Origin of the sequence: uncultured Leifsonia sp. (assembly GCF_945957465.1) — a bacterium.
Classification (GTDB): domain Bacteria; phylum Actinomycetota; class Actinomycetes; order Actinomycetales; family Microbacteriaceae; genus Leifsonia.
This window is the reverse complement of the sequence record NZ_CAMFLC010000070.1, coordinates 1-13,346: the sequence shown is the minus strand read 5'-3', so window position 1 is coordinate 13,346 and position 13,346 is coordinate 1. Positions and strand designations below refer to the sequence as shown.

Below are 13,346 nucleotides of genomic sequence, written 5' to 3'. Positions count from 1 at the left end.
GAAAGCAAAGGAAATCATGGCTGGAAAGTCGAGCGGCGACCGCCGCAAGCCGATCCGCAAGGGCAAGGACGGGAAGAACGCCGCACCGGCGAAGTCCGTCCGCGTCGGCGTCATTGACTACAAGGATGTCGCCACCCTGCGGAAGTTCATCTCGGAGCGCGGAAAGATCCGCGCCCGCCGCATCACCGGTGTCTCCGTCCAGGAGCAGCGCCTGATCGCCCGCGCCGTCAAGAACGCGCGCGAGATGGCCCTCCTCCCCTACGCCGGCTCGGGCCGTTAAGGAGAAGAGACAGAATGTCGAAGGTTATTCTCACGCACGAGGTCACCGGCCTCGGTTCGGCCGGTGACGTCGTCGACGTCAAGAACGGCTACGCACGCAACTACCTCGTTCCCCAGGGCTTCGCCATCGCGTGGACCCGCGGTGGCGAGAAGCAGGTCGAGCAGATCAAGGCGGCTCGCGCCGCTCGCGAACTGCACACGATCGAGCAGGCTCATGACCTCAAGGCGAAGCTCGAGGCCACCCGCGTCAAGCTGGTCGTCAAGGCCGGCCGCGAGGGCCGTCTGTTCGGCTCGGTGAAGACCGGGGACGTCGCGGACGCTGTCAAGGCCGCCGGCATCGGCGAACTCGACAAGCGCAAGATCGAGATCCCCAGCCCCATCAAGGTGACCGGTGACCACGAGGCCACCGTGCGCCTGCACGACGACCTCTCGGCGGTCATCTCGCTGCAGGTGGTCGCCGCCAAGTAGCGGTTGCAGAAACAGCACAGTGTAGCGGCGGGCTTCGGTCCGCCGCTACACCTCGTTAAGGGAGTTTTCCCCGGCTCCATCCACAGTCGCGATGAACCGCCGACGAGGTTCGACCACAGGTCGAGAAGAGATTTCTACACACAGCCTGTGGATTGTAAAGTCCCTGGTCAAAGCTATTTTTGTCTGAGAAACCGAATCGTTTTCCACAGCAGTTCCCACATCTTCTGCACAGACGCGTCGGCGTTTCTCGCAGATTATCCCCATGGTTATCCACAGGCCGAGTTGTGGTGGACGGGGGCCGGTCCATAGGGTGGAGCGACGTCGACGGAAGACCGCCGAGGATCGGCCCGCACAGAGCTGAACGATGATGCGGGACGTTGTCGGTGGCCGTCCGTAGTCTGCGATCGGGCGCGCTTCGGTGCGGCCTCTCCGACACGCCCGGAGCGGCCTTCATCGGCGTGCCCGCGCACCGCCGAGCCCGAGGCGGCGCAGGCTGGAGGCGGCGCACCCGACGGTGCGCACCCAACAGGAGAAGTGAGGAGAGAACGTGTCGATCGCCCATATCGGTCTCGCAGACAGCCGCGAACCGGGCGAGGCCCGCTCCCCCGAGCGCACCCCTCCGCACGACCTCCTCGCCGAACAGAGCGCCCTCGGCGGCATGCTGCTGAGCAAGGACGCCGTGGCCGACGTCGTCGAAGTCGTGCGCGGCACCGATTTCTACATTCCCAAGCACGAAATCATCTACGACGCGATCCTCTCGCTGTATTCGCACGGCGAGCCGACCGATGTGATCACGGTCACGGACGAGCTCACCAAGCTCGGCGAGCTCTCGCGGGCGGGTGGCGCCGAGTACCTCCACACGCTCACCAGCCTCGTCCCCACCGCCGCCAACGCCGGCTACTACGCCAACATCGTCACCGAGAAGGCGCTCCTACGCCGCCTGGTGGAGGCCGGTACCCGCATCACGCAGATGGGCTACAAGGCCGAGGGCGAGGTGCTCGACCTCGTCAACAACGCGCAGGCGGAGATCTACTCCGTGACCGGCACTCAGGAGGCCGAGGACTACGTCCCGCTGACGGAGGCCGTGACCGTCGCCATCGATGAGATCGAGGCGGCGAAGCACAAGGACGGCTCGATGACGGGTGTCCCCACCGGCTTCGCCGAGCTCGACGAACTGACCAACGGCCTCCACCCGGGTCAGATGGTCATCGTCGCCGCGCGCCCGGCGCTCGGAAAGTCGACGCTCGCGCTCGACTTCGCGCGCGCGGCCGCCATCAAGCACGACATGCCCACCATCTTCTTCTCGCTCGAGATGGGGCGCAGCGAGATCGCGATGCGTCTGCTCTCGGCCGAGGCGACGGTCCCGCTGCAGCACATGCGCAAGGGAACGGTGGACAACCGTGACTGGACGACCATCGCCTCGACGCGCGGCCGCATCAACGACGCGCCGCTCTACATCGACGACAGCCCGAACATGACCCTGGTCGAGATCCGCGCCAAGTGCCGCCGGCTCAAGCAGCGCGTCGGGCTCAAGATGGTGATCATCGACTATCTCCAGCTGATGACCAGCGGCAAGCGCGTCGAGAGCCGTCAGCAGGAGGTCAGCGAGTTCTCGCGCGCGCTCAAGCTGCTCGCCAAAGAGCTGCAGGTCCCTGTGATCGCCTTGTCGCAGCTGAACCGTGGACCGGAGCAGCGGGCCGACAAGCTGCCGGCGCTGAGCGACCTCCGCGAGTCCGGCTCGATCGAGCAGGACGCCGACGTCGTCATCCTGTTGCACCGTGAGTCCGCCTACGAGAAGGACAACCCCCGCGCGGGCGAGGCCGACCTGATCGTCGCCAAGCACCGCAACGGCCCCACCCGCACCGTGACGGTCGCCTTCCAGGGGATGTACTCCCGCTTCACCGACATGGCGCCGATCTGATCGGTGCGGAGCCGTGTAGGTTCCTCCGAGAAATGTCCATTTCTCGCTCAGAATGTCCAGGCCATGTCTATTTGGACATTTCGACTCGCTGGCCCGGGCCGGCCGACTTCCTCGGAAGTGCCTCGATCACTCCGCCACGCACCTGACGGAATGATCAGAGCTCACTCCCTGACCCAGCACCGTCCGACTCGTCGTCGCTCCGAACCCGCACGCCGAGCCAGACGTCATAGAGCCGTGGCTTCCTGAGCATCGCGGCCACCTGGCCGCGGGTGAGTCGGGGATCCTGTTCCCGCAACCGCACGAAGAGCGGGTCCGCCAGGTGCAGGAGACCGACCGGACTTCGTCGCAGCAGAATACCGACCACGGGGGACACGGCTATTACGGCGAAGAGGGTGGCGACGGCCGTCGTCACCAGCGCGTGCCGGCCTGTGCCTCCTGCGACGATCCCGACCACGCCCAGGACCGTTGCGCCGATCGCGACCGCGATGAGCACGCCCAGCGCCAGGCGCCGGATGACAACGGCCCGCCCGTAGCGAGAGGCCAGCTGTCGTCCGAACCGTTGGAGCCGTTCGTGCCGGCTGCCTGGCCGGTTACGGGCGGCGATGAGCAGCTGAAAGTACCGGTCCCGGTCCAGGAGGGCGTCGACCGGAAGCACCCGCCACGCACCACTCTCCACCTGGCGCCGCAGAATTCGCGCCCGCGAGGCGTCGCGAACCCGGGCACCGCCCCCGTCCACGACTTGGCACGACGCCAGAACGGCCGCGAGGCGCGCATGTCGTCGCGCGGCCGAGAAGGAGACCGCTGCCGCGCACCAGAGCAGCAGCCCTGCCACGATGACCACCCCGTCGATCGGACCCCAGGGATCCTCCGCCGCCGGCGACGAACGCAACCCAAGGACGAGGCGCATCATCGGCACGATGCCCGCACCCAATGCGACGAAGGCCAGAACGGCCTGCCGGGACGCTCGGCCCTGGTGCCAGCCGACATCGTCCAAGAGCAGTGCCACGTCGGGGACAGCCGCCGTCGTGCCCTCCTCCGAACTCACCGATGGTCATCCGCTCGGGCGCCCGGCGCGCCGGGCGCGGCGTCGTCGCCCGGCAGGCGCTGGATCGTCCCGCCGCTCGGGAGCCGTCTCACCGGGTCCGTGGTGAGTCGTCCCGACGGAGGCTCGTACGCGCGTTCACGCCTCCACCACGCCGTCAGCCGATGCCAGAGGGTCGCCATATCCCGTGACGCTACCTCGGGCGCGCGCGCCGCGGTGCTGAGAGTGCTCTCATCCTGGGTCGCTCACATCACGCAGGTGCGTCGCATCCCGCTACAGTCGTGCCAGCCGACTCGGTGCGTCGCAGGAGGGGGAGCCACGGTGGATGAGGACGAGCTGGTCGAGGGTCAGCAGGCGGACGTGCAGGGGACGGCCGCGCAGCCGGTCCAGCGGCCGCCGTTCAGCCAGCTGGCCATCTGGGGATTCGTGATCTCCTGTCTGAGCCTGTTCGTGTTCGGCTTCATCGGTGCGATGGGGGCTGCGCTCTCGGGCCGCGGCTTCCGGGCGGCGGCACAGGGTCGCGCCCGAGGGAAGGGCCTGGCCCTCGCCGGCATGATCATCGGAGCCGCGGGGTTCCTGTTCTGGGCGATCGTCTTCATCGTGTCTCGCTTCCACTGACACACTCGCCGCAAGCTCCTCGGCCTGATCGTCGTCGACGAAGACGGACAGCCCATCGTCGGCTCGACGCCGCACGGACCCCTCCAGACCACCTCGACAGGCACGGGCGTTGTCACCCGAGCGCGCCATTCGCGCGGATGGGCACGTCGTCGAGCAGCGGATTCGGCCTCGTCGCCCGCGCAGGGGATCCCGCTGAACCGGAGACGGGAGGCACCACGAGCGAGAGCTCTCTGGACGAGCGCCCCGGAGTGGCTCGACCTGACGGTCGAACGCCTCGATGGCGGGGAATCGCACATGGCGGTCGTGTCGTGGCTCACGTCCGAATACGGGATGGGTCACGGGCACGCCAACGCGATCGTGGGCTATGCGCGGGCGGAGCTCGCCAGGAGCGAATGAACGCAGGCGAGCGGGCGCACGCGCGGAATCATCCTGAGGGCTGACGCGCCGACGGTCGGGTTCGCCTGGAATGGAACAATGAACACCATCCTCATCCCGTTGCTGCAGGGCGCCGGCCCCGTCGCGCTCGCGGTGGTGTCGTTCGCTCTCGCGTTCACGTGGCCCAGCCTGATCGAGCCCGTCGCCCGGCTCGGCGCCGAACGCTCGCGCCTGGCGGCCTTCGCCGGTATCGGCGCGGCCCTGCTGCTCGCAAGCGCCGTGGTGTACGTCGTACCGGGTCTGCTGCTGGCCGGTGAGCTCGGCACCATCGTCGCACTGCCGGTCGTGGCGACGTGGGCGATCGTCGCCACCGCCCTCGCCCTGCGGGCGGCGCTGCAGACCGGAGTCGCCCGGGTCGTCTCGGCCGCCTTCGCGATCGTCGCCGTCTTCGGTGGCGTCGCCGGCATCCTCATCTCGCTGAGCTGGCACCACGCGGTCGCAGCGACGATCCTCCCGACCGGGGCCTTCGTCCTCGTCGTCGGCGCGCTCGCCGCGCTCATCGGCTGGGCGCGGGTCGAACCCGCCGCCGACTCTGTCTCCGTGTAACCGCGATCACCTCCCGCAACGATTCGAGAAGGGACACCGGGAGGCCGCCGCGCGCGGCAAACGCGCAGGAAGCCCCTGACTAGACTGGGGAGCGAATCCTGACTGAGAGAGGTCGCCGAGTGGCACCCGCCGTTCCCCAGAAGCAGGGCGATCCGAACCCGAGCCGTTATTGGGTCGTCCCCGCTGTGCGCGCGCTCGTGGCGCTCGCGACCGCCGCCGCCGTCACGTTCACCCGGGACGCTCACACGGCTCAGTTCGGTCTCATCGTCTTCGGCCTGTTCGCCGTGCTCGACGGCTTGGCGACCAGTGTCCTCACTGTCCTCTTCGGCGCTCCCGGTCTCACCAAGACCCTCTTCGCCGTGCAGGGCGCAGTCGGCGTGGTCGCCGGCGTGGTCGCCCTCGCGCTCAACGGCGGCGGTCTCGGGCTCTTCCTCTATCTCGTGACGGTGTGGGCAGCGCTCACGGGCGTTCTCGAGCTCTACAGCTGGGTCCGCGAGCGTCGGCGGGACGCCGCCGCCCGCGACTGGCTCATCACCGGTGCGCTGACGGCCATCCTCGCCCTGGCGCTCCTCATCGTCCCGGCCGACGCCGTGCTCGCCATCGGGCTCTTCGGAGCCTGGGCGGTCATCGTCGGCGTCTTCCAGGGAATCGGTGCGGCATCGTTGCGCTCGGCAGCGCGCAGCGCCGCGGCCACCGGCCGCGCGGAAGGCGGATCGTGACCAAGCGCGACAAGAAAGACCTCAGTGTGACCAACAGCCTCCAGCCGACTCGACGCGACCGCTTCCTGCCTGCCGAGCTCCTCGGTATCTCGATCGGCCTGGGCGTCTTCGTCGGGCTCATCGTGTTGATCGCGACGCGCGAGTTCATCCTCGCCGCCGTGGCACTCGGGGTCGCATTCATCCTCTCGCTCGTCCTGATGGCACTGTTCGCGCTTGCGTTCAAGCCCACGGCGGCCGAGGTGGAGGACATCCACGAGCAGGACGTGGAAGCTCGGGAGAAGGCAGCGGAGAAGTCCGCGGACACCGCCGCATCCGAGGCCGACGACAGCAGGGGCGACGCCCCGGAGGAGGACCGGCCGACCGGCCACTGAGCTCTCCGCGCAGCCCCTCACCGGCAGCGGCCGGCCGCTCGGTCAGAGCCGGTCGACCAGCTGCGACGCGAGTCCGACGTACGCGGCGGGAGTGAGCGCCAGCAGGCGGTCCTTGGCGGCCTGACCGATGTCGAGGCCGTCGACGAAGGCGGTGAGGGCCTCGTGATCGACGCGCTTGCCGCGCGTGAGCTCCTTCAACAGGGCGTACGGGTCCGAGATGGTGGAACGGCCGGCGGTGACCTCTGCACGGATCACGGTCTGGATGGCCTCGGCCAGCACCTCCCAGTTGAGGTCGAGGTCCGTGGCGAGGGCGTCGCGGTCGAGCGAGATCTGCGCGAGGCCGCGCTGGATGTTGTCGAGGGCGAGGAGCGAGTGGCCCAGGCCGACCCCGATGTTGCGCTGGGTCGTCGAGTCGGTGAGGTCGCGCTGCAGGCGGCTGGTCACCAGCGTCGAAGCGAGTGAGTCGAGCACGGCGCTCGACAGCTCCAGGTTCGCCTCCGCGTTCTCGAAGCGGATCGGGTTGACCTTGTGCGGCATGGTGGACGAACCGGTCGCCCCGGGCTCCGGGGTCTGCCGGAAGTAGCCCAGCGAGATGTACGTCCAGATGTCGGTGCAGAGATTGTGGAGGACGCGGTTGGCGTGGGAGATGCGCGAATAGAGCTCGGCTTGCCAGTCGTGCGACTCGATCTGCGTGGTGAGGGGGTTCCAGTCGAGGCCCAGGCTCTCCACGAACTCGCGTGAGATCCGCGGCCAGTCGGCGTCGGGGTCGGCCACGAGGTGGGCGGCGAACGTGCCGGTCGCGCCGCTGAATTTGCCGAGGTACTCGGTGCCGTCGATCTGAGCGCGCAGGCGCTCGAGACGGTGGACGAAGACCGCGAGCTCTTTGCCCATGGTCGTCGGCGTCGCCGGCTGGCCGTGGGTGCGCGCCAGCATCGCGTCGTCGCGGTACTGGAGCGCCTGCGCGCGCAACTCGGCGATCACCGCACGGAATGCCGGAAGCCAGACCTGCGCGACAGCGGCGTTGACGGTCAGCGCATAGGAGAGGTTGTTGATGTCCTCGCTCGTGGCGGCGAAGTGCGTGAGCTCGGCGATGCGGTCGAGTCCGAGCGCGTGGAGTCGTTCGCGCACCAGGTACTCGACGGCCTTGACGTCGTGCCTGGTGGTGGCCTCCAGTTCGGCGAGCCGGTCGATCTCAGGCTGACCAAAGTCGTCCGCGAGCGCGCGGAGCTGGCGCGCCTGCTCGTCGGTGAGCGGGTTCGACCCGAACATGCGGTGGGAGGTCAGATAGAGCAGCCATTCGACCTCCACCTGCACGCGAGCCCGGTTCAGGCCGGCCTCGGAGAGGTGGTCGCCGAGACCGAGGACCGCTGAGCGGTAACGGCCGTCCAGAGGACTGAGCGGCTGGGGAGGCAGGGCGGTCATGGGGCTCCTCGCGGTATCGGCGTGGTGGGATCGCTCCTATTCTCCCGCACTCGCGTGGAGCTCAGTGGCCGCCCGTCACCGATCGCGCGTGAGCGGCCGGAAGATCAGGCCGATGAGCCACCCGATGATGCCGAGGACGAGCGCGCCCCAGAGACCCGCCCAGAACCCGTCGACGTGCAGGCCGAATCCCATCAGGCTGCTGATCCACGACACCAGGAGCAGCAGCAGCGCGTTCACCACGAACGAGATGAGGCCGAGGGTGAGGATGTACAGCGGGAACGTGATGACGCGGACCACGGTCCCGACCACCGCGTTGACCACGCCGAAGATCAGCGCGACGAGCAGATAGGTCAGAACGGTCGCCGTGCCGTCCTGGGCGTACGGGACGACGGTGACACCTGAGACGATGAAGGTCGTCAGCCACAGAGCCACGGCATTGATGATCACCTTGAGCAGGAATCGCATGCCGACATCCTCCCAAAGCGGAGGCGTGCGCGGCAGGGGCTCGCCGCTGGAGTCGCGCGGGGCCGGGCGAACGAGAGGAATTCTCCCGACGGCATGCAGCCGCGACTAAGTTGGGTCTGTGACTGACGAAGACGCGCACGGCGTGCGGCTGCGGCCCGAGATCGTGGCGGTCCCCGCTTACAAGCAGGGCCGGCCGGCGCCCGCGGACGGTTTCAAGCTGTCCAGCAACGAGAACCCCTATCCCCCGCTGCCTTCCGTCGTGGAGGCCGTCGCGGCGACGCTCGGTGACCTGAACCGCTATCCGAACGCCGGGGGCGCCGACCTGCGGCAGCGGCTGGCCGACCGGCACGGCGTCGAGCTCGAGCAGGTGCATCTCGGCAGCGGTTCGGTCGCCCTGCTGGCGCAGTTCATCTCCGCGGCCGCGGGTGTCGGCGACGAGGTCGTGTACTCGTGGCGGTCGTTCGAGGCTTACCCGGGGCTGGTGACCGTCGCGGGTGCCACGAGCGTGCAGGTCCCGAACCGGCCGGACGGCGGCCACGACCTGCCGGCCATGGCCGACGCGATCACCGACCGCGCGCGCGTCGTGATCGTCTGCACCCCCAACAACCCGACCGGCCCGGTCGTGACCGCTGCCGAGTTCGAAGCGTTCATGGCGCGGGTCCCCCGCGACCTCCTCGTGCTGCTCGACGAGGCCTACTACGAGTTCGTCACCGACGACGAGTCCGTCGACGGGATTCCACTGCTCTCCCGCTACCCGAACCTCGTCGTCCTGCGCACGTTCTCGAAGGCGTACGGCCTGGCCGCGCTGAGGATCGGCTACGCCGTCGGCCCCGCCGCCGTCCTGAACGCCGCGCGGTCGGCGGCCATCCCGTTGTCGGTGACCGACGCGTCCCGCGTCGCGGCGCTCGCCTCCATCGAGGCAGAGGACGAGCTGATGGAACGCGTGGCCCGCATCGCCATGCGGCGCGACAAGCTTCGCGAAGCGCTCGTGGAGCAGGGCTGGAACGTCCCCGTGTCGCAGGCCAACTTCGTGTGGTTGCCGACCGGAGAGCAGACAGCCGCAGCCAACGACGCGTTCTTCGATGCCGGCCTCACCGTCCGAGCATTCCCGCCGGAGGGCATCCGGATCAGTGTGGGGGAGCAGGAATCTGTGGATAAACTCCTGCAGGTCGCCGCGGATATTGTGCGGAACCTACCAAATGGGCACCCGGGCAAGCGGTTAGGTTAGAACGGTGGTTGCGACGAACGATACCCCGCGCCCGGCGAACACCGTCCAGCTGCTGACCGCTGACGGCCGTTTCCAGCCGAGCGATCTGGCCGGCGAGTACCTCCCGTACCTCGAGCGACTCGGCGAGGACGACTACCGCGAGTTCTATCGCGACATGGTGCGCGTGCGCGCCGTCGACAACGAAGGCGCCAACCTCCAGCGTCAAGGCCAGCTCGGCCTCTGGGTCCCCAGTCGCGGTCAGGAGGGCGCCCAGGTCGGCTCCGCCCACGCCGCGAAGCCGCAGGACAGCCTCTTCCCCTCGTACCGCGAGCACGTCGTCGGGATGATCCGCGGCATCGACCCGGTGGGCATCATGGGACTCCTGCGCGGCACGACGCACGGCGGCTGGGACCCGACCGACCCGGCCGTGCGCAACTTCCACCTCTACACGCTCGTCATCGGTTCGCACGCCCTGCACGCGACCGGTTACGCGCTCGGGGTGAAGCTCGACGGCAAGGTGGGCACGGGCGACGCGAGCACCGATGAGGCGGTCATCGCCTACTTCGGCGACGGAGCGACCAGCCAGGGGGACGTCAGCGAAGCCTTCGTCTTCGCGGCCAGCTATCAGACGCCGCAGGTGTTCTTCCTGCAGAACAACCACTGGGCCATCTCGGTTCCGGTGACCACGCAGTCGCGCACGCCGCTCTATCTGCGCTCCAGCGGCTTCGGCATCCCCGGTGTGCAGCTCGACGGCAACGACGTTCTCGCCGCCTACGCGGTGACCGCGAAGCACCTGGACGACGCCCGCAACGGCGAGGGCCCGAGCATGATCGAGGCCTTGACGTACCGGATGGGTGCGCACACGTCGAGCGACGACCCGACCAAATACCGCACCGCCGATGAGGAGGCCTACTGGGCCGAGCGCGATCCGATCCTGCGCTTCCGGATCTTCCTGGAGCAGCAGGGCGTCGGCCAGGCGTTCTTCGACGCGGCGCAGGAGGAGGCGGCCGATCTGGCCGCCGACGTGCGCCGAAGCACGATGCAACTCCCGGAGCCGCCCGCTGCAAGCCTGTTCGAGCACGTCTACAGTGAGCCGCATCCCGTGATGGACGAGCAGAGGCGATGGCTCGAAGAGTACGAAGCGTCGTTCGGAGGTGACGCATGAGCGATTTCAGAGGCGAGACCGGTTACGTCGAGGCCGAGCTGATCGACGACGAGACCATGCAGAACGATGAGCCCGCGACGGAGACCCAGGCGATCGACGTCGTGGAGATCGTGGAGAGCGAGCCCGGTTCCCTCGTGCTCGAAGAGCACGTGGCCGAGCAGGAGTGGACCCGCGAGTTCGCGATCGAAGACCGGTCGGCCGCCGTGCCGGAGACCGAGCTCGTGGGGGCAGCCGACATCGACGCGGGCACCGACGCCGAGGCCGGGGAGCACGACGAGCCGGGCGACGAGCACGGTACGACGGCTGGCTCGGACGCCGCAGGCGCCGCCCCGGCACCGCAGCCCGAACGCGTTGCAGACGGCCCGCGCCTCCAGTCGCTGCCGATGGTGAAGGCGCTCAACGCCGGTCTGCGCCGTGCCCTGGCCGACGACCCGAAGGTCCTGCTGATGGGCGAGGACATCGGCCCGCTCGGCGGCGTCTTCCGCGTCACCGAGGGGTTGCAGGCCGAGTTCGGCACCAAGCGCGTGCTCGACACCCCGCTCGCGGAGTCGGGCATCATCGGGTCGGCGATCGGTCTCGCGATGCGCGGCTACCGGCCGGTCGTCGAGATCCAGTTCAACGGATTCGTCTTCCCCGGCTTCGACCAGATCACGACGCAGCTCGCCAAGTTGACGAACCGGCACTCGGGCGCGGTGTCGATGCCCGTCGTCATCCGCATCCCGCACGGCGGTCACATCGGCGCCGTCGAGCACCACCAGGAGGCGCCGGAAGCGTACTTCGCGCACACCGCCGGTCTGCGGATCGTCGCACCATCGACGCCGCACGACGCCTATTGGATGATCCAGGAGGCCATCGCCTCCGACGACCCGGTCATCTTCTTCGAGCCGATGAGCCGCTACTGGCCCAAGGGCGAGGTGGACACCGTCGAGAACGGTGTGCCCCTCCACGCCAGCCGCGTGGTCCGCACCGGAACCGACGCCACGGTCGTGGCCTGGGCGGGCATGGTGCCCGTGGCCCTGCGCGCAGCGGAGATCGCAGCGGAGGAGGGCAGGAGCATCGAGGTCGTCGACCTGCGCTCGCTGTCGCCGATCGACTACGGTCCCGTGGTGCAGTCGGTGCAGAAGACCGGGCGGCTCATCGTCGCGCAGGAGGCGCCCGGCACCGTGTCGGTCGCGTCCGAAGTGGCGGCCGCCGTCTCCGAGAAGGCGTTCTACTCGCTGGAGTCGCCGGTGCTGCGCGTCGCCGGCTTCGACACCCCCTTCCCGCCGGCCAAGCTCGAGGGCGTGTACCTGCCGGACGCCGACAGGATCCTCGAAGCCGTCGACCGCGCGCTCGCCTACTGAGCGCCGAACGAAAGAAGTCGCACATGAGCGAGTCCCAGTTCCTGCTGCCCGACGTCGGCGAGGGCCTGACCGAGGCCGAGATCGTCTCGTGGAAGGTCGCGCCGGGCGAGCCGGTGGCGGTCAACCAGGTGATCGTCGAGATCGAGACCGCCAAGTCGCTCGTCGAGCTGCCGTCGCCGTTCGAGGGGACCGTCGGTGAGCTGCTGGTCTCGGAGGGTCAGACCGTCGAGGTCGGGACCGCGATCATCACGGTCACGGCCGGCGACAGCGCCGCCGCGCCCTCCGCCCCGGTGAGCGAGGTCGAGCAGGCGGAGGCCGACGCGGCACAGACCGTGTCGCACGAGGCCGACGAGCCGAAGGCGGGTGCGGTGCTCGTCGGGTACGGCGCAGCCGGTCACGGCACGAGCCGCCGACGCCGGGTCACCCATCCGGGCACGGCGTCCATCCCCATCGCTTTCACGCCCCCGGCTCCCGCGCCCGCCGCCCAGAATCCGGCTCCCGCAGCCACGGCGCAGGCGGTCCGGGCGGCCGCGCCGGACGTGGCGCCGCCGCCCGCTGCTGCGCCCGCCGGCGCATCGCCGGTCGGAAGCGCCCCGGTGATCGCCAAGCCGCCGATCCGCAAGCTGGCCAAAGACCTCGGGGTCGACCTCACCACCGTGACGCCGACCGGTCCGATCGGCGACATCACGCGCGACGACGTGCTGCGCGAGGCGACCCAGGCGAGCGTGTTCCGCAACATCCAGACGCCCGCGTGGCCCGACGACCGCGAGGACCGCATCCCCGTCAAGGGCGTGCGCAAGGCGATCGCGACCGCGATGACGAACAGCGCGTTCAGCGCCCCGCACGTGAGCCTGTTCGTGGATGTCGACGCCACGCGCACCATGGAGTTCGTCAAGCGCCTCAAGAATTCGGCCGACTTCGTCGGCGTGAAGATCTCCCCGCTCCTGATCGTCGCCAAGGCGATCATCTGGGCGGTGCGCCGCAACCCGACGGTGAACTCGACGTGGACCGACGACGAGATCATCGTCCGGCACTACGTGAACCTCGGCATCGCGGCGGCGACCCCGCGCGGCCTGATCGTCCCGAATGTCAAGGAGGCGCAGGGCATGTCGCTCTTGGAGCTCGCCAAGGCGCTCGAGGACCTGACCCTGGTCGCGCGCGAGGGAAAGACTCCCCCGGCCGACATGGCGGGTGGCACGATCACCATCACGAACATCGGCGTGTTCGGGATGGACACGGGCACCCCGATCCTGAACCCCGGCGAGGTCGGCATCGTCGCCCTCGGCACGATCAAGCAGAAGCCGTGGGTCGTGGACGGCGAGGTGCGTCCGCGTTACGTGACGAC

15 protein-coding genes are annotated in these 13,346 nt (G+C 68.9%); 12 read left to right on the top strand and 3 right to left on the bottom strand.

Going from position 1 to position 13,346, the window contains the following annotated elements; genetic code table 11:
• The first annotated feature begins 16 nt into the window (after positions 1-16).
• From rpsR to dnaB, 3 genes are all read left to right on the top strand, one after another.
• Entirely contained in the window at positions 17-280 is a 264-nt protein-coding gene (gene rpsR, locus Q0Q23_RS18480) for a 30S ribosomal protein S18 (protein ID WP_018189012.1), read from the top strand.
• Positions 281-294: 14 nt separating this feature from the next.
• Entirely contained in the window at positions 295-747 is a 453-nt protein-coding gene (gene rplI / locus Q0Q23_RS18475; RefSeq protein ID WP_295127697.1) for a 50S ribosomal protein L9, read from the top strand.
• A gap of 547 nt (positions 748-1,294) precedes the next feature.
• On the top strand, positions 1,295-2,668 hold the full coding sequence (gene dnaB / locus Q0Q23_RS18470; protein WP_295127694.1) for a replicative DNA helicase: 1,374 nt from the start codon (positions 1,295-1,297) through the stop codon (positions 2,666-2,668).
• A gap of 154 nt (positions 2,669-2,822) precedes the next feature.
• Here dnaB and Q0Q23_RS18465 read toward each other — a convergent pair whose 3' ends face one another.
• Positions 2,823-3,713: a hypothetical protein gene (locus Q0Q23_RS18465; RefSeq protein WP_295127691.1), complete on the bottom strand. Its 891-nt coding sequence runs from the start codon at positions 3,711-3,713 to the stop codon at positions 2,823-2,825.
• A 318-nt stretch (positions 3,714-4,031) separates the two neighbouring features.
• Here Q0Q23_RS18465 and Q0Q23_RS18460 point away from each other — a divergent pair, with 318 nt between their 5' ends.
• The 5 genes from Q0Q23_RS18460 (at position 4,032) to Q0Q23_RS18440 (ending at position 6,399) form a co-directional block, all read left to right on the top strand.
• Positions 4,032-4,328, top strand: a complete 297-nt coding sequence (locus Q0Q23_RS18460) for a DUF4190 domain-containing protein (protein ID WP_295127688.1) — start codon at positions 4,032-4,034, stop codon at positions 4,326-4,328.
• A gap of 24 nt (positions 4,329-4,352) precedes the next feature.
• Complete coding sequence (locus Q0Q23_RS19990) at positions 4,353-4,724, top strand: DUF4287 domain-containing protein (RefSeq protein WP_363316268.1); 372 nt, start codon at positions 4,353-4,355, stop codon at positions 4,722-4,724.
• Between the two features lie 78 nt (positions 4,725-4,802).
• Positions 4,803-5,309, top strand: coding sequence for a hypothetical protein (locus Q0Q23_RS18450; protein WP_295127685.1), 507 nt, complete (start codon positions 4,803-4,805; stop codon positions 5,307-5,309).
• Between the two features lie 119 nt (positions 5,310-5,428).
• Positions 5,429-6,028 carry a DUF308 domain-containing protein gene (locus tag Q0Q23_RS18445; protein ID WP_295127682.1) on the top strand — a complete coding sequence of 200 codons (600 nt, stop codon included), beginning with the start codon at positions 5,429-5,431 and terminating at the stop codon, positions 6,026-6,028.
• Positions 6,025-6,399, top strand: a complete 375-nt coding sequence (locus tag Q0Q23_RS18440) for a hypothetical protein (RefSeq protein WP_295127679.1) — start codon at positions 6,025-6,027, stop codon at positions 6,397-6,399. Before Q0Q23_RS18445 ends, Q0Q23_RS18440 begins: the two co-directional genes overlap by 4 nt.
• Before the next feature lie 42 nt (positions 6,400-6,441).
• On the opposite strand, the gene purB is transcribed toward Q0Q23_RS18440, so the two are convergent.
• On the bottom strand, positions 6,442-7,821 hold the full coding sequence (gene purB / locus Q0Q23_RS18435; protein ID WP_295127676.1) for an adenylosuccinate lyase: 1,380 nt from the start codon (positions 7,819-7,821) through the stop codon (positions 6,442-6,444).
• Between the two features lie 75 nt (positions 7,822-7,896).
• The gene (locus Q0Q23_RS18430; protein ID WP_295127673.1) at positions 7,897-8,286 is read right to left on the bottom strand and encodes a phage holin family protein; all 390 of its coding nucleotides are present in this window, start codon (positions 8,284-8,286) and stop codon (positions 7,897-7,899) included.
• Positions 8,287-8,404: 118 nt separating this feature from the next.
• On the opposite strand from Q0Q23_RS18430, the gene Q0Q23_RS18425 reads away from it, so the two are divergent.
• The 4 genes from Q0Q23_RS18425 to Q0Q23_RS18410 all read left to right on the top strand — a co-directional run.
• Positions 8,405-9,514: a pyridoxal phosphate-dependent aminotransferase gene (locus Q0Q23_RS18425; RefSeq protein ID WP_295127670.1), complete on the top strand. Its 1,110-nt coding sequence runs from the start codon at positions 8,405-8,407 to the stop codon at positions 9,512-9,514.
• Positions 9,515-9,518: 4 nt separating this feature from the next.
• Positions 9,519-10,658 carry a thiamine pyrophosphate-dependent dehydrogenase E1 component subunit alpha gene (locus tag Q0Q23_RS18420; protein ID WP_295127667.1) on the top strand — a complete coding sequence of 380 codons (1,140 nt, stop codon included), beginning with the start codon at positions 9,519-9,521 and terminating at the stop codon, positions 10,656-10,658.
• Between the two features lie 383 nt (positions 10,659-11,041).
• A complete protein-coding gene (locus tag Q0Q23_RS18415; protein WP_295127700.1) occupies positions 11,042-12,001 on the top strand; it encodes an alpha-ketoacid dehydrogenase subunit beta in 960 nt (319 codons plus the stop codon).
• Positions 12,002-12,024: 23 nt separating this feature from the next.
• On the top strand, positions 12,025-13,346 hold a 1,322-nt coding region (locus Q0Q23_RS18410; protein WP_295127664.1), incomplete at its 3' end, for a dihydrolipoamide acetyltransferase family protein.